The 21445-nt window shown below is 41.8% G+C and carries 19 protein-coding genes; 4 read left to right on the top strand and 15 right to left on the bottom strand.

Features of this window, described 5'->3' with window-relative positions:
* Window positions 1–17: 17 nt before the first annotated feature.
* The 5 genes from DVB69_RS12895 to DVB69_RS12875 form a co-directional block, all read right to left on the bottom strand.
* Window positions 18–2189: a bifunctional diguanylate cyclase/phosphodiesterase gene (locus DVB69_RS12895; RefSeq protein ID WP_116019505.1), complete on the bottom strand. Its 2172-nt coding sequence runs from the start codon at window positions 2187–2189 to the stop codon at window positions 18–20.
* A 214-nt stretch (window positions 2190–2403) separates the two neighbouring features.
* Window positions 2404–4134: a thiol reductant ABC exporter subunit CydC gene (cydC, locus tag DVB69_RS12890; RefSeq protein ID WP_116019504.1), complete on the bottom strand. Its 1731-nt coding sequence runs from the start codon at window positions 4132–4134 to the stop codon at window positions 2404–2406.
* A complete protein-coding gene (gene cydD / locus DVB69_RS12885) occupies window positions 4131–5855 on the bottom strand; it encodes a thiol reductant ABC exporter subunit CydD (RefSeq protein WP_116019566.1) in 1725 nt (574 codons plus the stop codon). Before cydD ends, cydC begins: the two co-directional genes overlap by 4 nt.
* Window positions 5855–6871, bottom strand: a complete 1017-nt coding sequence (cydB, locus tag DVB69_RS12880) for a cytochrome d ubiquinol oxidase subunit II (RefSeq protein ID WP_116019503.1) — start codon at window positions 6869–6871, stop codon at window positions 5855–5857. Before cydB ends, cydD begins: the two co-directional genes overlap by 1 nt.
* Complete coding sequence (locus DVB69_RS12875; protein WP_116019502.1) at window positions 6858–8261, bottom strand: cytochrome ubiquinol oxidase subunit I; 1404 nt, start codon at window positions 8259–8261, stop codon at window positions 6858–6860. Before DVB69_RS12875 ends, cydB begins: the two co-directional genes overlap by 14 nt.
* 316 nt (window positions 8262–8577) lie before the next feature.
* Here DVB69_RS12875 and DVB69_RS12870 point away from each other — a divergent pair, with 316 nt between their 5' ends.
* Complete coding sequence (locus DVB69_RS12870; RefSeq protein ID WP_116019501.1) at window positions 8578–10056, top strand: catalase; 1479 nt, start codon at window positions 8578–8580, stop codon at window positions 10054–10056.
* Window positions 10057–10125: 69 nt separating this feature from the next.
* Here DVB69_RS12870 and DVB69_RS12865 read toward each other — a convergent pair whose 3' ends face one another.
* Window positions 10126–11649 (bottom strand): polysaccharide deacetylase family protein, encoded by a 1524-nt coding sequence (locus DVB69_RS12865; RefSeq protein WP_116019500.1) that lies wholly within the window; start codon window positions 11647–11649, stop codon window positions 10126–10128.
* A 302-nt stretch (window positions 11650–11951) separates the two neighbouring features.
* On the opposite strand from DVB69_RS12865, the gene trhO reads away from it, so the two are divergent.
* The gene (gene trhO, locus DVB69_RS12860) at window positions 11952–12926 is read left to right on the top strand and encodes an oxygen-dependent tRNA uridine(34) hydroxylase TrhO (protein WP_116019499.1); all 975 of its coding nucleotides are present in this window, start codon (window positions 11952–11954) and stop codon (window positions 12924–12926) included.
* A gap of 141 nt (window positions 12927–13067) precedes the next feature.
* On the top strand, window positions 13068–13892 hold the full coding sequence (locus tag DVB69_RS12855) for a DUF368 domain-containing protein (RefSeq protein WP_116019498.1): 825 nt from the start codon (window positions 13068–13070) through the stop codon (window positions 13890–13892).
* 44 nt (window positions 13893–13936) lie between these two features.
* On the opposite strand, the gene DVB69_RS12850 is transcribed toward DVB69_RS12855, so the two are convergent.
* Both DVB69_RS12850 and DVB69_RS12845 read right to left on the bottom strand, forming a co-directional pair.
* A complete protein-coding gene (locus DVB69_RS12850; protein WP_199562861.1) occupies window positions 13937–14920 on the bottom strand; it encodes an NAD(P)/FAD-dependent oxidoreductase in 984 nt (327 codons plus the stop codon).
* A gap of 136 nt (window positions 14921–15056) precedes the next feature.
* Window positions 15057–15365, bottom strand: a complete 309-nt coding sequence (locus tag DVB69_RS12845; RefSeq protein ID WP_116019497.1) for a DUF6509 family protein — start codon at window positions 15363–15365, stop codon at window positions 15057–15059.
* A 203-nt stretch (window positions 15366–15568) separates the two neighbouring features.
* Here DVB69_RS12845 and DVB69_RS12840 point away from each other — a divergent pair, with 203 nt between their 5' ends.
* On the top strand, window positions 15569–17266 hold the full coding sequence (locus DVB69_RS12840) for a M3 family oligoendopeptidase (protein WP_116019496.1): 1698 nt from the start codon (window positions 15569–15571) through the stop codon (window positions 17264–17266).
* Window positions 17267–17358: 92 nt separating this feature from the next.
* On the opposite strand, the gene DVB69_RS12835 is transcribed toward DVB69_RS12840, so the two are convergent.
* The 7 genes from DVB69_RS12835 to infC all read right to left on the bottom strand — a co-directional run bounded on the left by DVB69_RS12835 (window position 17359) and on the right by infC (window position 21232).
* Window positions 17359–18336, bottom strand: coding sequence for a zinc-binding dehydrogenase (locus tag DVB69_RS12835; RefSeq protein ID WP_233505402.1), 978 nt, complete (start codon window positions 18334–18336; stop codon window positions 17359–17361).
* Between the two features lie 127 nt (window positions 18337–18463).
* Window positions 18464–18976 carry a helix-turn-helix domain-containing protein gene (locus tag DVB69_RS12830; protein ID WP_116019495.1) on the bottom strand — a complete coding sequence of 171 codons (513 nt, stop codon included), beginning with the start codon at window positions 18974–18976 and terminating at the stop codon, window positions 18464–18466.
* Between the two features lie 121 nt (window positions 18977–19097).
* Window positions 19098–19580, bottom strand: a complete 483-nt coding sequence (locus DVB69_RS12825) for a dUTP diphosphatase (protein ID WP_370452981.1) — start codon at window positions 19578–19580, stop codon at window positions 19098–19100.
* Between the two features lie 40 nt (window positions 19581–19620).
* The gene (locus tag DVB69_RS12820) at window positions 19621–19914 is read right to left on the bottom strand and encodes a DUF1294 domain-containing protein (protein WP_116019493.1); all 294 of its coding nucleotides are present in this window, start codon (window positions 19912–19914) and stop codon (window positions 19621–19623) included.
* 126 nt (window positions 19915–20040) lie between these two features.
* Complete coding sequence (rplT, locus tag DVB69_RS12815; RefSeq protein ID WP_116019492.1) at window positions 20041–20400, bottom strand: 50S ribosomal protein L20; 360 nt, start codon at window positions 20398–20400, stop codon at window positions 20041–20043.
* Window positions 20401–20494: 94 nt separating this feature from the next.
* Window positions 20495–20695 carry a 50S ribosomal protein L35 gene (gene rpmI, locus DVB69_RS12810; protein WP_116019491.1) on the bottom strand — a complete coding sequence of 67 codons (201 nt, stop codon included), beginning with the start codon at window positions 20693–20695 and terminating at the stop codon, window positions 20495–20497.
* A gap of 30 nt (window positions 20696–20725) precedes the next feature.
* Window positions 20726–21232 (bottom strand): translation initiation factor IF-3, encoded by a 507-nt coding sequence (gene infC, locus DVB69_RS12805; RefSeq protein ID WP_116019563.1) that lies wholly within the window; start codon window positions 21230–21232, stop codon window positions 20726–20728.
* Window positions 21233–21445: the final 213 nt, after the last annotated feature.

Below are 21445 nucleotides of genomic sequence, written 5' to 3'. Positions count from 1 at the left end.
CTAAGCGTGGAGTGTTTTTACGTTGTTCGGAGAAGTTCAAATGCTTGGTCTGGTGGAACTGGTTGACTGAAATAGTAGCCTTGGATACGATCTGCTCCTATTTCTCTTAACAAATCCAGTTGTTCTTTTGTTTCCACACCTTCCATGATCGTTACTTGACCTAGCCCGGAAGCAATTGAAACGATCCCTCTCAGGACGGATGCAGCTTCCGAGTCAACACTATCCAAGTCATCCAAAAAAGAACGATCCACTTTTAAATATTGAAACGGAAGCAAGCTTAAAATCGCCAAAGAAGAATACCCCGTACCGAAATCATCTAACGCTGTGCTAATTCCAAGCTCGTTCAACTTCGTAACAGTTTGTAGCGCTTTTTCACTATCTTCTACAACAACCGATTCAGTGATTTCAAATACTAGACTATCCGGAGATGCATTTGTTTTCAATAAAATGTCTGACACTCGAGAGACGAAGGATTCATCCAACAGCTGTTTTACGGAAACATTCACAGTTACGTAAAGCTCAGGATACCCTTCATATCTCCATTTTCGTACTTGCAATGCCGCTTCTTCAATAATCCAATCCCCAACTTCCAAGATCATTCCCGTCTCTTCCAATAGTGAAATGAACTCTATCGGGTTCACCATCCCGAATCCGGATGAATCCCAGCGGAGTAACGTCTCGAAACTTACGATTTTTTCATCTTGGAAACTAAAGATTGGCTGATAGACGAGTTTGAATTGTTGTCGATTTAACGCATCCGATAGCTCTTTTACAAATAATTTCCTCTCATTATCAAGCTGTTCGAGTTCATCTGTAAAAAAGGCGTACGGTACTTTTATTAACTGGCGCGCTTCTTGACAAGCAAAAACAACATCGTGTATAAATTGAGCAGCATGTCCATTCAAGCTAACATCAACATTTCTAATTCCCGCGTAGACATTCAACCGGATAGTCTCATGGTCCACACTTTCAAATGGTTTTTGGATAAGGTCACACAATTCACTCGTAATATCTTCGGCTTGTTCTCTCGTTCTGCTGCCAGGGAGCAACACAACAAACTCACCACCACCGATTCTGTAAGTGCTATGCCTTTCAGCTAGTCCACTAGAAAGTCTTTCCCCTACCTCCACTAAGATACGGTCACCGTTCTCATACCCTGCCCAATTGTTTATGTTTTTGAATCCACGTAGGTTTAGGAGAATAATTGTGCATGATTTCTGTTTTACACGCTGTAAGTAATCGACATCTTCTTCTAATTTCAACAGGTTGCCTATTTGGGTGAGGACATCTTGACGAAAAGCACGTTGCTGAATTTTTTCCAACCTTAAAATGTATAGATAACTCCCTATCAACGTTAGCAAAACCAAACTAGCAATAAACGTATAATGCCACCGTTTCGCTAGCATCTTTTCCATATCAGGATGACCCGAAGAATCGACCGCGGTTACCCAGTCATTCCAAGCCATTTTGTAAAAAAGGTAACTTGCTGATTTCTCATCTTCTACCACTACACCCGAGGGAGAATCTGCTATTTCGTTTAAAATCCATTGACTCTTTTGACCGGAGTCCACTTCTGAAATTGTATCTCCAGATGTATAGACGACTTGCTCGTTTTTGATGAGATAAACCGTTCCAAGTAAGGAGGTATCACTCACAAGGCGGTGGATAATGTCCGACATGCTGGTCACACCTGAGAGCACACCGATAACTTTTCCATCTTTGTTTACAGGTACTGAGATTGCAGTTACTTGAAGGTTCGGATCTTGTTTAAAACTGAATAGCTCACTCGTCGTGATGTGTCCTGACATTGCTCGTTCAAACGATTCACGCTCTTTCACAGAAAATCGCGAACCATCTGCCGCCATGATTTCTCCATCCGGAGAGATGAACCCTAGACCAGCTAAAAATGGCATTTTGCTATTTTGTTCTTTCAAAAATGATTGCAATTCCTCTTTATCATCTGAAATGATTGCTATGTATTTCGCAATGAGCTCCAGTTCCCCAACCCGTTCATTACCGAAACGATTCGCTTCGTCAGCAACATCCTCCAGCAATTCCCCTGTCTCTTTGTATACCGCTTTGGCACTTTCACTCCTCTCACTCTTATATTCATTCACAAGAAAAAGCACAGTACCTACGAATATTAATGATAAAATGAACAGCGCTAACGGCTTTTTCAACGTTGACATGGTGGTCCCCTTTCTTTCACAGTAGAATTCGCACGTGTCTATTTTGAATGATTTAGAAAATACTCTACTATTATATCGTCATTTTCCAAGTAAACCTAAGTGTTTTTCAAGAAACAAGAAAAAGACTATGACAAATGTAGTTGCACCATACACTTGTCATAGTCTTTTCTATTCACTTCAAATTTACTAATGACCCATTTGTGTGGAATCGAATTTAAATCCCACGGTCCAGTTCAACGAGACGTCGATAATGCGCAGAACCTTCAAGAAGTTCTTCGTGTGTTCCTTCATCCGATATTTCTCCAGCTTCTAAAAACACGATGTTGTCCATCAATTCCATCCCCATCAAATGGTGGGTAATCCAAATAACCGTCTTCCCTTTCAGACTTTCCATCATCGTCTGAATAAGGTCACGTTCTGTTTCAGGGTCCAGTCCAACTGCTGGCTCATCGACAATAACAACAGGTGTATGGTTCAACAAAATACGTGCCAACGCAATACGTTGTCGTTCTCCGCCTGAGAAGCGTCGTCCTGCTTCTTCCGTCTGTGTTTGAAGACCGTCTGGAAGTTTCCGAAGATACTCCTCTAACCCGACTTGGCGGATTACCCGTTCGACCTCTTCAGTTGTCGCAGAAGGATTCCCAAGACGAATATTATTTTCAATTGTTGTCCCAAACAAATAAGGTTTTTGGTTTAGTACACTCACAATTTGATGAATGTTTTCCCCATACTTTTCTGGGGCTTCCCCTGCGATTTGAATGGTTCCTCCATCTGGTTTTAATGCTCCTAATAAAAGCTGAACCAACGTCGATTTGCCCGCACCGCTCTTGCCGAGAATCGCTACTTTTTCACCTTGTTTGATGGTAAGTGTGGCTTTGTGAAGGGCTTTTCGTTTTTCAGACTCATACGTATACGACACACCTTCAACTTGAATTTCTACGCTATTCGGAACTTCATCCACCGTTTCAGCAGACTTGAATACTGATTGTGCAGTATCTTCAGTATGCTGTATACGACCAAACGATTCGTTATACGCAGGAATACGTTCTACAGCGTGTGAAATCGGAATTAACGATTCGATGATTGGGAGTGTTACGAGCGTAAATGCTGCAATATACGTTGGTAAAATCGTTCCATCAATGGCTTGCATTCCTGCCCAAACGCCTACAATCACTGTAATCGCTCCAGAAATCAAATGAAGCTGGAACGTTCTATTTTGGTCGCGTTTTGCGAGTTCTTTATCAGTTTCATAACTCGCATTACGCTCAGCCTTAAATTTACTTAGGAAATCAGCGGTTCTGCTGCTAATGAGCCAATCTCGAATCCCATAAACCGCGTCCCCTAGTGTATGGTACAACTTCGTATGCTGCTGTTTTGACTTTAGTTGGTGTTTTTTCATCATCACTAATGACAGCATTGGATAGACGAACACAATCACACTTAAACAAAGCCCGATAAACAAACCGAATTTCCAATCGAAAATAGAGACAGAAACAGTTGCAAATACAAATATGAACAAACCACTAATCGTTGGGAATAGCGTACGGATATACACGTCTTGTAAATGTTCGATATCATCCGCCAATGTCCCTAGCAAGTCTCCCCGTTTAAAACGTGACCGGATAAACAATGCTTGTGGCTCCAACGCACGATATAACCGCACACGCATTTCAGACAACACTTTTAACACAGCGTTGTGTCCCGTCATGCGTTCCGCATAACTGAACGCTGCGCGAGACAATCCGAAAGCCCGAACCAATACAATTGGTACGTAGACAAGCAAAATCGTTTCTGGGCGTTCTGAGGCAGCAGAAATTAGGTAACCCGAAACAAAAATCAGCAGTGCGGCAGACAAGGATGAACAAATGCCTAATAGAACAGTCACCGACATTAACTTCCAATACTTACTCATGTATGGAGTAACGAAGCTTTTGACGTAGTTCATAGCATCATCCCTTCCCTCTGCGCACGCGCTAATTTGCTATAGACACCGTCCTGTGCAGACAGCTCCTCGTGAGTCCCTTGTTCAGCGATACTGCCATTTTCCATAACAAGAATCCAGTCCATTTCCTTCATCCAGTGCAAGCGATGTGTTGCAAAGAATACGAGACGATCTTCCAGAATCGGCAGAAGTAATTGTTTGATCTCGTGTTCAGTTTCGATATCCAAGTGTGCTGTCGGTTCATCCAACAACAAGACGGAGGAATCTTCTAACAGCGCACGGGCAATCGCAACGCGCTGTTCTTCCCCGCCTGATAATGGGCGGCCGCCTTGACCAATCATCTCATCATACCCATTCGCCAATTCTTCTACCAGTTGTTCAAGTCCCGCTGCTTGCGCGGCTTTAAAAACAGTTTCGTCACTAGCTTCAGGATGATAAAATCGAATGTTGTTTGCAAGCGTGTCCGAGAAAATCGTTGGATGCTGTGGGATATAGGTGACTTGCTTGCGCCAAGAATCTGAAGCAAGCGAACCGAAAGCCTGATTTCCAATCTCAAAATCACCACTAGAAGGTGATGTAAAGCCCGCCAATAGGTCAATCAGTGTGGATTTACCTGCTCCGGAAGCACCGATTATCCCAACTTTTTGTGACCCTGTTACGGAAAACTGTACGTCTTTCGTAATTTCAATCTCATGATCCCCTAGTTTACCAATAGAGACAGCTGTAAAACTGCTATCTTTCGTAACAGCAGGAATGACAATCGACTCTTGTTTAGCATTTGCTTCTGAATCAGCAAGCAATGACCGTATTTCATCCGCAGCATCTTTTCCATCCATTGTAGCGTGGAAATCAGCACCTAAATCACGAACCGGTAAAAAGTATTCAGGTGCAAGTATGAGAATGACGAGCGCTGCTTCTAGTCCAATCCCGCCATTGATTAACCGTAAACCAAGTTCCACGGCAACGAGCGCTACTGAGAGACTTGAGAAGAAATCCAAAGAAAACGAAGACAAAAATGCATAGCTTAACGAGCGATTCGTAGCTACTCGGTATTTGTCACTCACTTCTTCAATGGCTTTCTCATGAGACTTACTCCGCCCTAAATACTTCAGCGTTTCGATCCCTTGTATAGAATCCGCAAAGTGTCGAGAAAGTTGACGGTAGGTTCCCATTTGGTCATCGATCTTTTTCTTGGATACAATCCCAATCAAAATAAGGAAGATGATTAATATTGGCATCACAAGGAAAAGAGTCACGCCAGACATTAAATCAGACGTGACAATATAGAGTAGAATGACCGCTGGAATGATACCCATCGATAACGATCTTGGTATGAACAGTTCCACGTATTTACGGAATTTCGGGACACCTTCTAAAGTAAGTGTCAGCAACGAGCCTGATCCTTGTCTCGCAATCATTCCAGTTCCATCCCTTAAAAGCGCTTCTGCTAACTGGTCTTGGGTAGAACGAGCAATATCATCTGCAAACTTGAGCGCAACTCGTTCTTTCCCCCATTGGAGGGAGTGACGAATCGCATGAGCAACGAAAAACACGGCGAGCGATATAACGGTTCCCTTCCAAGCTAGCCCATGAAACATCCGGGTAATGGCTGAAGACAAGGAGAGGGCTTGCAGGATGATGAAAGCCGCTTGAACGACTGTCAAAATCCCAACAAGCGCAAAGGTTTTCTTGCTGCCGTTATACAGTAGAAGATGTCGATCCATCAATGTTCTAGGTGCTCCACATCTTCTGTAATCCGTTTACGGAATACATAGTAACTCCAAATTGTATAGGCAATAACAATCGGTACCATTGTAAGCGCAACGAACGTCATTATTTTTAACGAATAATCACCAGATGCTGCTGCCCGGATCGTCATGTTAAATGCAGTATCCAATGAGCTGATCATTACATTTGGGAACAAACCGATGAAGAACGAAGCCATCACCGCAATGAGAGTAATCCCTGTTACTGTAAAACTGAATGCTTCTCGACCTTTTGAAATTAAGCGATGCAAGAACGCATATAATACGAAGACCACTGCAAACAGTGGAATTAGGATCGATCCTCTGTCTGCAAATGATTCTGTGTAAACTGCTGTTAGCGCAACAAACGCAATCATTACTACTCCTGTCGCCCAATAAATCTTAAGTGCAGCATCTTTTGCACGTGATCGAAGCGATCCTTCTGTTTTCAATGTTACGAAAAGCAATCCGTGTAAATAAGAGAGGAGCACAAACGCTACTCCACCTATTACTGTGTACACATTGACGAAATCAGTGAACCCTGCATAGATGTTCATATCCGCATCTACTGGCATCCCTTTTAGCATACTGGAGAACAAGACACCTAATAGGAATGGTGGCAAAATACTACCTGCAAAAATTGCCCAATCCCATGTTTTCACCCATTTGTCCGATTCAATTTTCTCTCTGAATTCAAATGCGACACCACGGGCGATTAGAGCAATTAGTAATACGACAAACGGTATGTAATACCCGCTAAAAACCGTCGCGTACCAATGTGGAAACGCTGCAAACATCGCTCCACCCGCTGTGATCAACCAAACTTCGTTTGCATCCCAGACAGGTCCAATCGTGTGAATGAGCATTTTTTTGTCTGTTTCATTTTTAGCAAGGAACTTCAAACTCATTCCTACACCGAAGTCAAATCCTTCTAGAAAGATGAACCCTATGAACAATACGGCAATTAGCACAAACCATAACTCACTTAGAGCCATTAGAAACGCCTCCTACATTAAACGGATCTGTAACGGATACGTCTTTTTGCTTACGCTCTTCAGGGCCACGTTGAATGACCTTCACAAACAATATAACCATTATAATCCCGAGGATCGCATAGATTGTCGAGAATGAAATTAGTGAGAACAGGATCTGTCCTGCTGAAACGTTAGGTGACACTCCGTCAGCGGTCTTCATTAGACCATTGACAACCCATGGTTGACGGCCTATTTCGGACATAATCCAACCAAACGAGTTCCCGATGAACGGTAGGAAAATGACTGGAATCATCACTTTCAAATACCAAGTGGTTGCAGCAATCTTTTTGCGGAATAGCAAGAACAAACCAAGTAGACTTGCACCAACTAATGCTCCACCTGTTACCGCCATAATACGGAAGCTCCAGAATGTTGTTTTAACTGGAGGAATGTAATCCCCTTCCCCATACTTCTCAATCATTTGCTTTTCTAGACTTTCCATCCCCAACACTTTACCTGAGAACTTATTATAAGATAGATAGCTCAACAAGTAAGGGATTTCAATACGACCTGTTGTTACCCGATTGTCCGTATCGATATTTGCAATTACTGTCCAAGCTGCAGGATCTGCACTATCATTCCACAGTCCCTCAGCAGCCGCCATTTTCATAGGCTGCGCATGCATCAAATATTGTGCTTGAGCGTGACCTGTGAACGCTAGACCTAATCCACCTACAAGTCCAACGAGCAAACCGATTCCGATAGACTTCTTAAAGAAATCAACTTGACGCTTCTTAATAAGATAGAACGCGCTTACTCCGACTACGAAAAATGCTCCCGTAGCAATACTACCGAAAATGGTATGTGGGAATGCCACCCATAATTTTTCGTTCGTAAGAAGTGCGACAATGTCGTTCATTTCTGCGCGTCCATTTTTAAGCACATAACCTACTGGATTTTGCATGAATGAATTAGCTGCTAATATCCAGAAGGCAGACATAACGGTTCCAATTGAAACGAGCCATATAGAAGCTAAGTGAACTTTCTTAGATAACTTTTGCGCACCAAAGATCCAAATCCCTATAAATGTAGATTCAAGGAAAAACGCGAGCAATGCTTCTACCGCTAACGGAGCACCAAAGATGTCTCCTACGAATCTGGAGTATGTCGACCAGTTCATTCCGAATTGGAATTCTTGGAAAATGCCTGTTACGACACCAATTGCAAAATTAATGAGGAAGAACACACTCCAGAATTTTGTCATTTTCATATAAATCTCTTGTTTTTTAACAACGTAGAGCGTTTGCATGATCGCAATGATCAGCGCCAATCCGATAGACAACGGGACAAATATAAAGTGAAACAATGTTGTCGAAGCGAACTGGATTCGTGAAAGTAAAACCTCTTCCATCTCTACCTCTCCCCTCAATCTCGATCTGTCTCCATTATAAATTAAACGCCAAAATACTTTGTGAGCAATTAGCGTATGATCTGTTACAAACCTCAAAACTTCAGAGGGTTTTAGGGGTCTAATGTTGGAATGTTGTCACAAGGTCAGATTTTCATAGATTTCTTCTCCCAAAAATAGAATTCTGGCAACTCTAACTATCTGTTAATAATAACTGCTCCTTAACGATAATGATTCTAAACAAATTGCTAGCTATCTAATAATCGCTCTGCTATAGTTAATTTACAGATTCACAAACCCTTACATAGGAGGAATACAGATGATTAATAATGAGAATGAGTCACGTAAAAAGTTAACAACGGCGGCAGGTGCCCCTGTAGTTGATAATCAGAATTCAATGTCTGCAGGTCCTAGAGGTCCTCTACTTCTTCAAGATGTATGGCTTATTGAAAAGCTTGCACACTTCGATCGTGAAGTCATTCCTGAGCGCCGCATGCACGCAAAAGGATCAGGCGCATACGGTACTTTTACTGTGACAAATGACATTACGAAGTACACAAAAGCAAAAATCTTCTCAGAAGTTGGGAAGCAGACCGAGATGTTTGCCCGATTTTCAACAGTTGCAGGTGAACGTGGTGCTGCGGACGCAGAACGCGACATCCGTGGGTTTTCTTTGAAGTTCTATACAGAAGAAGGAAACTGGGATATGGTCGGAAATAACACACCTGTCTTCTTCTTTAGAGATCCACTACAATTTCCGGATCTGAATCACGCAGTTAAGCGTGACCCACGCACGAACTTAAGAAGCCCAACAAACAACTGGGATTTCTGGACATCACTACCTGAAGCACTCCATCAGATCACGATATTGATGAGTGAACGCGGGATCCCTCGCACTTATCGTCATATGCACGGATTCGGTAGCCATACCTATAGCTTCATAAGCCCTGATAACGAGCGTTATTATGTGAAGTTCCATTTCCGCTCACAACAAGGAATTGAAAACCTAACAGATGAGGAAGCTAGCAAAACAATCGCAACAGATCGTGAAAGCCATCAGCGTGATTTGCTTCAAAGCATCGACAATGGAGATTTCCCGAAATGGAAGATGTTCGTACAAGTGATGACGGAAGAAGAAGCAGCGAATATGCCTTTCAATCCGTTTGACTTAACAAAGGTTTGGTACAAGGGTGACTTCCCTCTAATTGAAGTTGGTGAGTTTGAATTGAACAGAAATCCAGAAAACTACTTTGCAGAAGTAGAGCAAGCAGCTTTCACTCCTGCTGCGGTCGTCCCTGGAATCAGTTTTTCTCCAGACAAAATGTTGCAAGCACGTCTATTCTCATACGGAGATGCACAGCGTTACCGTCTTGGTGTCAATCATCACCAAATTCCAGTCAATGCACCAAAATGTCCATTCCACAGTTTCCATCGTGACGGTCAAATGCGTGTAGATGGTAATCATGGTAGCAGAACTTCATACGAACCAAACAGCGTCGGTGAGTGGCAAGAACAACCTGACTTCAGGGAACCTCCTTTGAAATTACAAGGGGCAGCTGATCATTGGAACTTCCGTGAGGATGATGACGATTACTTCACACAGCCAGGAAAATTGTTCAATCTAATGGATGATGAACAAAAACAGCTTTTGTTCCGAAATACAGCTGATAATATGGGCGATGCACCAAAAGAAATTAAACTAAAACACATCAAACACTGTTATTACGCAGATCCCGCTTATGGGGAAGGTGTGGCGAATGCCCTCGACATTGCAATGGATGATGTGCTCGTCAACTAAGCACATGACCGATCCCTACACACAAAAAAAGAGCGTACAGAGATTTGAATTCCTCTGTACGTTCTTTTTTCATTTGTGTAATTCAGAAACAGTGACGAACTTATATCCTTGGCTTTGTAAATAAGCCATGACATTATCCAATCCATCGGCTGTCGACGGATGAATATCGTGCATTAAAATGGTGCTTCCGTCTTTAGTCGACTTTTTCACTTCTTCTAGAAGTTTATTGGAATCCCGATATTTCCAATCTAGTGTATCCACATTCCATAATATAATGGGTGGGATGGTTTGCTTGCTCAACTGGTCCGTATATGCGCCATATGGCGGTCGGAAAACAGTCGGCTTTTCGCCAGTCACTTTTTGAATGATGGCAGTGGTTCGATTAATTTCTTCTAAAGCCTTCGCCAATGGCATTTTACTTAAATCTGGGTGATTCCAAGAATGATTCCCGATTTCATGCCCTGCAGCTTTCACGGCTTTAGCCGTATCCGGATAATATTCGACTCGACTTCCCAACATGAAAAATGTCGCTTTCGCATCGTACTTTTCCAACGTGTTCAAAATCTGAATGGTAGTCTTGGGATCTGGTCCATCATCAAATGTAAGTGCGATTTTCTTCTCATGAGGCTCTTCTGCTTCAGGTGGAGGAGTTTCTGCTCCAGACTTAGGATCCTCTTTAGTGCCCTCATTTTTAGTTGCGTTACCCTTATCTGTTGAGCCCTCGGTTTTCTCATTCTTAGAATCATTGGGCTTGTTCACTTTATCCCCCTCAGTTTGAGACACCGTTGCTACTTGGAATTCCGGTTTTAATAGATCGTTCATCTCTTCTATTGGAATCGTTGCAATCTGCGGGCCAGCCTTCAGAGCTTTCAAGGAACCACTTTCGAAAAAGAAAATCATAGCCTTCCCGGTAATTGCATAGTTTTCATAGTTTCGCCATTCAGGTTCCGTACGGATTTGCATTTTGTCAGCAATCAACCCATCACTCAATTTATCCGTATGCTGGATCTTCCTTCTGACCCGTTCAGTCATTTTTTGCAACGTATCCGGGTCTTCTTTGAATACCGTTTGGATGTCCAGTTGTTCGCCAGTTTTTGAATTCAAGTGAAATGACTCGATTTCTGATAGTCGTTTACTTCCTTGTAGAGACTCATTATTCATCAATACAAAGGAATAGTTTCCTTTCTTATCTACATGTGTTTCATAAGAAATGTTCAATTCACTTTTTTTCTTATTATCTTCTATTTTCACATCACGGATCGCTTCTAAGTAGTTTTTCTTTGCTTGTTTGATATAGGTGACTACATTATTATTAAAGTCTTCATTCTTACTTTGTGGATATTGAACGGCATATTTCGCCAATGGGTCATTTGAGGTTTCAGTAACAATTTTAATGCCATCGTATTTAGAATCAGACTTGTCCACAACAACTGCATCTTTGTCAGAGGATGGACTTTGGGCAGATTTTATTTGATTGTCAGAACTTCCTTTTGAAAAAATCAGCAGAATGGCTGTCATTGCTAAAAATATAATAATTATTGTCAGTAATACGTCTATTAATTTGAACTTTCCATTTCCGAACGTTTTCTTCATAGCTGTAAAACCCCTTCATACGAATACTTCCCGATAATTTATGTACTCATTTTCAACAGCATTTCATTTCCATGGTAAATTCTAGTTTCTATATCTATACTAGATACTAGTACAAAATTTGATAGAATACAATTGTTTCTAGTCAGTTTTTGTTTACTTTTTTAGATTTGTGTTTTGTGATATACTGTCAATGTCCCGGATTTTGCAAATGCGGGTTGCTTTTAAGTGTAAAAAACTGTAATTGCACCGGGCCGACTGTTTTACCCTATTGCAAAGTGAAAAAACAGAAGGTGGTTAGGACCATGGAAAAAGAAATTTATCGAGTATTGTTATTTTACAAGTACGTTCAAATTGAAGATCCCGAAACATTCGCAGTGGAGCATCTGCAGTTTTGTAAGGAAACCGGCTTAAAAGGTAGAATTTTAGTTGGTGAAGAAGGCATTAATGGAACATGCTCAGGTACCATCGCACAAACCGATGCGTATATGGAACATATGAAGAGTGATCCACGTTTTGAAGACCTTTGGTTTAAAATAGATGAAACAGAAGGACATGCATTTAAAAAGATGCACGTGCGACCTCGTACTGAAATCGTCAATTTAAGCCTAGAAGATGATGTGAATCCTTTAGAAACGACAGGAACATACCTCGCTCCTAATGAATTCCTAGAACAAATGCAAGAAGAGAACACAGTCGTCATTGATGCACGAAATGACTATGAATATGATTTAGGACATTTCCGAGGAGCGATCCGTCCAGACATCGAAAACTTCCGCGATTTACCTAATTGGGTGCGTGAAAACAAAGAGCAACTTGAAGGCAAGAAAGTTCTTGCCTATTGCACAGGCGGAATCCGCTGTGAGAAATTCACAGGCTGGTTGAAGCGTGAAGGTTACGAGGACGTGGGACAGTTGCATGGCGGTATCGTAACATATGGCCAAGACCCAGTTGCGAAGGGTCAGTTATGGGACGGACAATGTTACGTATTCGATGAGCGCATCGCAGTTCCTGTGAACCAAGTTGAACACGTGATTGTTGGACGCGACCATTTTGATGGGTCACCTTGTGAGCGCTATGTAAACTGCGCGAATCCAGAATGTAATGCAAAAATCCTGAGTTCAGAAGAAAACGAGCATATGTACATGCGTAGTTGTTCAGACGAATGCCGAACACATCCTCGTAATCGTTATTTTGTTGAGCATGACCTAACTAAGGAAGAATTTAACGAACGGTTAGCAAAGATTGAAGCTCACCGTGCTGAAACACAAGTTTCATAATAAATGAAAATGGCGCATAGGCGGCACCTTCCGACTATGCGTTTTTCTATGCCTGAATCTACTCATATTCGTAATTAGCTTAGGAACATTTCCTATCTAAAATACGTCATAGCTTCAAGCATTAAATTGGAGGATACACAAATGGAATGGAGAAATATTTATAGAGGATTTTTAATGGGTATAAGCGATTTAATACCCGGAGTTAGCGGAGGAACTATAGCGTTTTTGCTTGGAATTTACGACCGCTTACTTACATCAATCAATGGAGTATTCAGTAAAGATTGGCGTAAACACATCGGATTCCTACTCCCACTCGCGATTGGTATGGGAACAACGATACTGTTGTTTAGTCGAGTCATCAAATTCTTGTTAGCCAATTACTTTGCACCTACGCAATTCTTTTTTATCGGATTAATTATTGGTATCCTACCCTTTATGGCGAAACAAGCAAAAATCAAATCAACGTTTAAAGCGTGGCATTATCTTGTCCTAGTGATTGTTGGTGTTTTGCTCGCGATGACTGCATTCATAAAACCGGCTGATTCCTCAATCATTACATCTTTGACACCCACTACAACATTAGTTTTATTCCTTTCTGGTTGGGCTGCGAGTACAGCAATGTTGTTACCAGGAATTAGTGGCTCATTTGTACTTCTACTGCTCGGTATGTATTCGACGGCAATCGGGGCAGTATCCGATTTCAATATTCCAATCATCATTGTAATTGGATTAGGGGTTGTTTTGGGATTTGTAATCAGCAGTAAAATCATCCACTACTTACTCAGTCGTCATGCAACGTTAACCTTTTCAATTATTATCGGATTAATTGTCGGATCTGTTTTTGTCATTTATCCTGGAGTTCCTGAAAGCGGTACTCCATTTGTCATGAGCGGTATTGCGCTAATTATGGGGCTTCTCGTATCAAACTTGTTTAGCCCACCTGAAGCAGATTCTAAAACTAAATAAACAAAAAGCCCAGAAGATATCTTCTGGGCTTTTTGTTTACTCGATTATGAAAATACACTTGTACTATGCAAAGGTTGTACTCGAGCTTTTGGATCTAAGTAAGCTTTCGCATTATTCACAGCGATTGGAGCTTCGCCAAGTCCAACAGCAATCAACTTCACTTTACCATCGTAGCTGGTCACATCACCTGCAGCGTAAATACCTTCAATATTCGTTTCCATACGCGTGTTAACAACGATTGAATTCTTTTCCATCTCAAGACCCCACTCTTTAATAGGTCCAAGCGATGAAATATTTCCGTAGTTGACGATGACATGGTCCATCGGCAAAATTTCTTCAGTACCATCTTTGTGAACGATTTGTACTTCATGCACCTTACCGTCATCTCCCCGCAAGGATTTAACAGAACGGGACGTCATAACATTCACTTTCGATTCCATCAATTGGTTCACACTCGTTTCGTGTGCGGTGAATCGTTCACGACGGTGTACAAGTGTTACATCTTTTGCAATGTCTTCAAGCATTAGAGCCCAGTCAACCGCTGAGTCACCGCCGCCACAAACAAGTACATGTTGGTCTTTGAACATCGTTAAATCTTTAATGCCATAGTGTAGGCTTGTATTTTCAAAGTGGATTTCCTCTTCGATTCCGATTTTGCGTGGTTGGAATGCTCCAATTCCAGCCGTCAACAAAATTGTTCTTGTTAAGTGCTCCCCTTTGTCCGTCTTCAAGACAAAATGATCTCCATCACGTGTCGCTGAAAGTGCTGCTTCACCTAGAAGAATTTCGGGGTTTGAATGATGTGCTTGAGTAACCAAATTGGCAACAAGATCTTTCGCAAGGATTTTCGGGAATCCCCCAACGTCATATATAAATTTATCGGGATATAGCTCGATTAGCTGTCCTCCCAGTTGAGGTAAGCTATCGATTATTTTCACTGACATCTCCCGCATACCTGCATAGAAAGAAGCAAAAAGACCCGTCGGCCCTCCGCCAATAATAGTAATATCGACAATTTCTCGATCCATAATAAACACTCCTACTGAAAAATTTGTAGAACTTCCGGACGTTTTCTTTAGGAAGACGCCCCACCATTCGGCTCTACGTTTATTATCCTCTATTTAAAACAGAATTTCACGTTATTTGAACGCATCCAATACCTTTTTAGTTATTAGTTGACGTTTCTTCTACTTTTTCTGTATTCTCTCTGCAGAATGCAAGAACTGCTTCACTTTCTTGTTCTTCCAACTCAAAATCCAACGCTTGCTCAGTACCTTTTTTAAAGAAGTAACTTGCAATAATTTTATCAACTTCACCATCAACGACATAGATTGTTCGAATCCCCGCTGCATCCTCTTCTAACAATTCGTCGTCTTCTTCGAACTCCAAAAATAGATGGAATTCATAACGCTTCCCCGTAAGGATGCCTGTCGGGTCTTTCAACTCTGAAACTGTATGCTGTGTAATATTCATAAGTAATTTGTATTCCCCTCTTCAATCAATTTACGATTCATTCATGTGGTCATGTTATCATCATACCATGAGAATCCTGTGGGGGATACATTTACCCTTTTCCCTTTAAATTCATCCAAACAAGAGGTAACTTTTTTGCATTTTCACAGGTTTTCAGGAACAATAGAGAGGAATGACCTATATTACTAGAGTGGGGGAAGATTATGATTACGTTTGACGAATACCAGTATGCACGTCCTGAAATGGAAGACATCAAAAAAGAATTCACTGAACTTTTAAACAAGTTTCACGAAGCCGACTCATACGAAACACAAAATGCAGTGATTGAAAAAATCAATGCCATTGGAAATGACTATGCGACTCAATTGAATCTTGCTTACATCCGGTCTTCCATCGACACAAATGATGAATACTACCAGCAGGAGCGCGATTATTTTGATGAAATCAGCCCTGAATTCCAAGCGCTCTCTACGGAATTTTACAAATCGCTGATTACTTCTAAATTTCGAGGCGAGTTAGAAGAAAAATGGGGTTCTCAATTATTCGCCCTGGCAGACCAAGAAATTCGAGCTTTTTCACCAGAGGTAATGCCTCTCCTTCAACAAGAAAACAAGCTGACTTCTGAATATGCAAAACTTGTAGCTTCGGCTCAAATTGAATTTGACGGAAAAGAGTTGACACTCGCTCAACTAGGACCCTATATGGAGTCTACTGATCGTTCTGTACGTAAAGATGCGATGAACGCTCAGTATTCGTTCTATGAAAAAAACGCTGATAAGTTTGATGACATTTTTGACCGTCTCGTTAAACTCCGAGATGAGATTGCAAAAAAATTAGGATTTTCCAACTTCACTGAGTTAGGTTATGTTCGAATGTCTCGTGTAGGTTATGATGCTGAAATGGTGAAGAATTTCCGTGACCAAGTTCGGGACTATATCGTTCCAGTTGCTAACAAGTTATACGATCGGCAAGCAGCTCGTATCGGTGTCGATGCCCTCAAGTTCTACGACCAGTCACTCGATTTCCTAACAGGCAATGCGGTTCCACAAGGTTCTCCGGATTGGATTATTGAACAAGGCAAAGAAATGTACAAAGAATTGTCTCCTGAAACAGATGAGTTCTTTACGTACATGACGAAAAAAAACTTACTGGATCTCGTTGCGAAAAAAGGTAAAGAAGCGGGCGGCTATTGTACATTCATCGATAACTATGATTCTCCGTTCATCTTCTCGAACTTTAACGGAACGTCTGGTGATATCGATGTGCTTACTCATGAAGCAGGACATGCATTCCAAGTCTATTCAAGTCGGAACATCGGAATCCCTGAATACGTGTGGCCAACGAGTGAAGGTGCAGAGGTTCACTCGATGAGTATGGAATTCTTCACTTGGCCATGGATGGAGCTGTTCTTCAATGAGCAAACTGATAAGTATAAGTTCTCCCATCTAAGTAGCGGACTCTTGTTCTTGCCTTATGGTGTGGCTGTTGATGAATTCCAACACGAAGTATATAACAATCCCCAGATGACTCCAGCTGAACGTAAAGCGGCTTGGAAGCGGATAGAGGGAATTTACTTGCCGAAACGTGACTATGATGGCAACGAGTATTTAGAAAGCGGTGGCATATGGCAACGTCAAGCACATATTTACGAAATTCCTTTTTACTACATTGATTATACATTAGCACAAATATGCGCATTCCAATTTTGGAAGAAGGACCGTGAAGATCACGAATCCGCTTGGAATGATTACGTCCATCTATGTAAACTGGGTGGCTCCAAGTCATTCACGGAGTTGGTCAAAGAAGCCAACCTGATCTCTCCTTTCGAAGATGGCTGCGTGGAATCGGTTGTCGGAACAATTGAAGAGTGGTTGGATTCCGTAGACGACAAAGCTCTCTAAGAGTCGGGTATCGCCTGGTTGGTTTGCTCAAGCATTCCTGAACATATAAAAACAGCTCGCAATCTCCTAACGGATGATAGCGAGCTGTTTCGTTATACAGTAAAGACTATTTTTCCGAACTGAGTACTGTCTTCGAGCATATCGAATCCTTCGAGTGCATTATCTAATGGCAAGGTTCGATCGATAACTGGTCTTATATGATACTTTTCTGTAAATGCAAGCATCTCTCTCAACTCATCGCGACTTCCTAACATCGAGCCAACAATTTCTTGTTGCTTATTAAATAGTTCACGCAAATCCAAGTCGATTACGTCTTCAGTGGTTGCACCAAAGACGACTAATCGTCCACCTTTTTTCAAGCATGCAAGAGAGCGATTGAATGTGGCTTTTCCTACACTCTCTATCACGAGGTCGATTGTTTCATCTTTCAACTCTTCGTTCCAATCTGCATGTGTATCAATTGCGCGATCTGCGCCCAATTTTAAAGCATGCTCTCTTTTTTCATCGCTTCTTGAAGTGACAATGACGCGAGCACCTGCTGCTTTTGCGAATTGGATAATGAATGTGACAACCCCACTCCCAGCTCCTGGAACGAAGACTGTCTGCCCTTTTTTTACTTTTCCACGCGTTACGAGCGCACGGAATCCTGTCAGTCCCGCCAATGCGATACAAGCAGATTCCTCCCAAGACAAGTAAGATGGACGCGGTTCCAGTTGCTCCTCAGAGAGGACAATCATTTCAGCAAAAGTCCCGTTGTCAGGCATTCCAAGCGGTCCAAATCCTTCTGGTGACCCGTCACTTTTTTCAAACCAATTAAGCGATGGATTGATCAGCACTTCGTCCCCAACTGACCATTTGGTTACGCCTTGACCTACGGATTCTACCACTCCCGCCCCATCAGAGCCAAGCACTAGATCAGGTCCTTTGTTTCCTCTTCTTGCTGGTATGTACAAGTCTCTCCGATTCAGTCCGGCTGTCTTGATAGCCACTACGACTTCTCCGCTTTTAGGAGTAGGCGTTGGCATTTCTCCTAGTCTAAGTCCTTCGTCTCCATGAATAATCGCCTTCACTGTCAACTTCCTCTCTACAATAGGATTATTTGAATTTTTCAGTTACTCTCTCTATCATATCGTACTTAAGTAAAAAGCCAAAATAAAAAACACAATAGATATGAAGATCCATTGTGTTCTGATTTTATTATTTTGTTTCAGCTGTTTTCTGAAGACGACACTTCAATTTCGCGAGTTCAAGTAATTCAAGTACGTCTTTTTTAGGTAGATCTGTAAGTAAGCTTAGTAATTCACGTTCTGCAAGACGGCGCCCTTTACCGCTACGGTATCGGTTTTTGTTACTTGCATCCAATTGTGCATAAAGATCGTCTGTTTCTTCATCCTCTTCATCTGCAAACCCATCTACTGTGATTGTTTCGCGCAAGCGTTCATATAATGACTCTGCACTTGCAGTATTCGCTTGCTTAAAGGCAGAGGACTTTTTTGAGTCACCAAGAATAAGCTCATCCGTTGATATATTAAAACGCTCAGAGATTTTAGCAACCCATGCAGCAGATGGTGCGTTTTTCCCTTTTTCCCAGTCTTTGATACGACTAGCTGATGTCCCGATAGCGGCACCAAAAGCCATCATGGATAGACCTCTTTGCTCTCTTAGTTCCTTTAACCTAATACCGAATCCTTCTTTACTCCAGTCGTTCACAAAAAATCCTCCTCTAATGTCTAGTAATACTATTATTTTTCATTTCTAGGTATTTGTCAATCTTTTATTTATTAATAAAAGGATAGTTCCAAATAAGGCTTTCTCTAGCGAAACACCTATTTCAATATCCGGTCTTTTGTCGTTCGTAATTTTTCTCATTCTTTTCAATATACGCATCGTATATTTCTTGCAATGAAAACCCAAGCTTTTCAGCAAGTGTTCCGTACTGATTCCAAAGACCCGTATATATAGCCATATCTGGTTGTTGGCTGAATTCAAGGACGGCCTGATTCGTTTTAAGGAATGTAGTTGTTAAAGAATCAGAAGAAGTATCAAAGCGCCATTCATTGAAACTCGTCAAATTCTTCACAATCCCGAGCGACAAGAGAAAATGTATAGAATCCACATATTCTTCAAGTACAACAGAACGATCAGAAGATCCCTTGAGGCTCCAAAACTTAAAACATCTCGTTTCGTTCGCCAACTCGGATAGTTCAACGAGCAATGCGAGGACCTTGTCTTCAAAAAGATTTCTTCCTGTAAGATCGTGTTGTGCCTGTATGTATAAATCGAGCTCTTGTTGCATATGAAATAATTTGTTCATGTCCAATGTGATTGCCCCCTATTGCATCATTTTTGTGTTGTCAAAAGAGTTGTGATAGAACCGGCATCCTAAGTCCAACGAGGTAGAGGACGATTGCCATATCCAGCAAGGCGATCATCAGAAACCCTACTCGGAATGATGTATGGAGCGTTTTATGACGAAACACTTGCATTCCGAAATAAGCGCCAATGCCACCACCGAATATCGCAAGAAGCCAAAGGTTCTTTTCAGAAACACGTCTTTTTTTACGTTTGGCTTGTCGTTTGTCGTATCCCATCGTAATGAATGCCCATACGGATAAAAACACGATCCACTCGATTCCAAGGTTCCCCAAAAAAATCTCTCCTCTCTCTTACTTGTCGGTCATATGCATAAAACCTTTACAACTATTTGCGAAAGTTTTCACAAAAAAAACGTCACGTTCCGAATCAATTCGGAACCGTGACGTTTAGGAAATCAATTATTTAGCAAGTGATTTCTTTGCTGTATCAGCAAATTGAGCAAATGCAGTTGCATCTGTCACTGCAAGATCAGCAAGCATTTTACGGTTTACGTCAATACCAGCAACTTTAAGACCGTGCATAAGTGTGCTGTAAGACATACCATTTACACGAGCTGCCGCGTTAATACGTGTGATCCAAAGTCTACGGAAGTCCCGTTTCTTCTGGCGACGGTCACGGTAAGCATAGTTCAATGATTTCATGACCTGTTGGTTTGCTACTCGGTAGAGACGGTGTTTAGAACCAAAATACCCTTTTGCTAATTTCAATACTCGATTACGACGCTTGCGCGTCACTGTTCCACCTTTTACGCGTGGCATAGTTCATTACCTCCTGCTATTCCTGTAAGAATATATTAGATTTGAATTCAATTGGTTTGCTATCAATAGTGATCAGCTAACCGGGCTGAAGCTATTACTTCATGTAAGTGATCATCTGACGAATACGCTTGAAATCGCCAGAAGAAACTAGTGAAGATTTGCGCAAGTGACGTTTTGCTTTAGTCGACTTGTTAGCAAAAAGGTGGCTTGTTTTAGCGCGTCCACGCTTCAACTTACCGCTTCCTGTTTTTTTGAAACGCTTCGCGGAACCGCGGTGTGTTTTCATTTTTGGCATGATCTGTTCCTCCTAAATCGTTTGTTCAGCTTACTTTTTCTCGTTAACTGGTGCAAGCATCAAGAACATGCTGCGTCCTTCCATCTTAGGACGGACCTCAACTGTTCCAACTTCTTTACAAGCTTCTGCAAACTTGTCAAGAACACGCTGTCCAATTTCTTTGTGTGTAATCGCACGTCCGCGGAAGCGGATAGATGCTTTTACTTTGTCGCCAGCTTCAAGGAATTTGATTCCGTTACGAAGCTTTGTTTGAAAATCGTGTTCATCGATAGTCGGGCTAAGGCGAACTTCTTTGACCAGGATGATTTTTTGATTCTTTCGGACTTCCCGTTCTTTTTTCTGCTGCTCGAATTTAAACTTTCCATAATCCATAACGCGGGCTACAGGCGGTTTAGCTGTTGGCGCAACAAGAACTACGTCCAAGTTAGCGCGTGCAGCAATTTCAAGTGCTTCGGTACGGGTTTTAATGCCGAGCTGTTCACCATTGTGGTCGATAAGTCGAAGTTCACGGGCACGAATACCTTCGTTCACATACATATCTTTGCTAATCTTAATCCACCTCCGAATAATATCTCGCGAATACACTGTTTGAGCAGTCTGCACCTTCTCGGCACAGCTTGCAAAACCGTTCGGCATTCTGAGCCTTCAGGTAATGAGGCAATAAAAAAAGCAGACAAATGGATGATTTGTCTACCCGCAATCGCACACGTATTCACACACGTGGCTTCACTACTGTGCTAACCTCAACAA

Origin of the sequence: Sporosarcina sp. BI001-red, from assembly GCF_003384035.1 — a bacterium.
In the GTDB taxonomy this organism is placed as follows: Bacteria; Bacillota; Bacilli; order Bacillales_A; family Planococcaceae; genus Sporosarcina.
This window is presented reverse-complemented; position numbering and strand designations above follow the sequence as displayed.

Excerpts from the sequence above, each read along its gene's own strand:
- DVB69_RS12895 (WP_116019505.1), bottom strand. The coding sequence starts at position 2,189 with ATGTCAACGTTGAAAAAGCCGTTAGCGCTGTTCATTTTATCATTAATA.
- cydC (WP_116019504.1), bottom strand. The coding sequence starts at position 4,134 with ATGAACTACGTCAAAAGCTTCGTTACTCCATACATGAGTAAGTATTGG.
- cydD (WP_116019566.1), bottom strand. The coding sequence starts at position 5,855 with ATGGATCGACATCTTCTACTGTATAACGGCAGCAAGAAAACCTTTGCG.
- cydB (WP_116019503.1), bottom strand. The coding sequence starts at position 6,871 with ATGGCTCTAAGTGAGTTATGGTTTGTGCTAATTGCCGTATTGTTCATA.
- DVB69_RS12875 (WP_116019502.1), bottom strand. The coding sequence starts at position 8,261 with ATGGAAGAGGTTTTACTTTCACGAATCCAGTTCGCTTCGACAACATTG.
- DVB69_RS12870 (WP_116019501.1), top strand. The coding sequence starts at position 8,578 with ATGATTAATAATGAGAATGAGTCACGTAAAAAGTTAACAACGGCGGCA.
- DVB69_RS12865 (WP_116019500.1), bottom strand. The coding sequence starts at position 11,649 with ATGAAGAAAACGTTCGGAAATGGAAAGTTCAAATTAATAGACGTATTA.
- trhO (WP_116019499.1), top strand. The coding sequence starts at position 11,952 with ATGGAAAAAGAAATTTATCGAGTATTGTTATTTTACAAGTACGTTCAA.
- DVB69_RS12855 (WP_116019498.1), top strand. The coding sequence starts at position 13,068 with ATGGAATGGAGAAATATTTATAGAGGATTTTTAATGGGTATAAGCGAT.
- DVB69_RS12850 (WP_199562861.1), bottom strand. The coding sequence starts at position 14,920 with ATGGATCGAGAAATTGTCGATATTACTATTATTGGCGGAGGGCCGACG.
- DVB69_RS12845 (WP_116019497.1), bottom strand. The coding sequence starts at position 15,365 with ATGAATATTACACAGCATACAGTTTCAGAGTTGAAAGACCCGACAGGC.
- DVB69_RS12840 (WP_116019496.1), top strand. The coding sequence starts at position 15,569 with ATGATTACGTTTGACGAATACCAGTATGCACGTCCTGAAATGGAAGAC.
- DVB69_RS12825 (WP_370452981.1), bottom strand. The coding sequence starts at position 19,580 with ATGAACAAATTATTTCATATGCAACAAGAGCTCGATTTATACATACAG.
- rplT (WP_116019492.1), bottom strand. The coding sequence starts at position 20,400 with ATGCCACGCGTAAAAGGTGGAACAGTGACGCGCAAGCGTCGTAATCGA.
- rpmI (WP_116019491.1), bottom strand. The coding sequence starts at position 20,695 with ATGCCAAAAATGAAAACACACCGCGGTTCCGCGAAGCGTTTCAAAAAA.
- infC (WP_116019563.1), bottom strand. The coding sequence starts at position 21,232 with ATGTATGTGAACGAAGGTATTCGTGCCCGTGAACTTCGACTTATCGAC.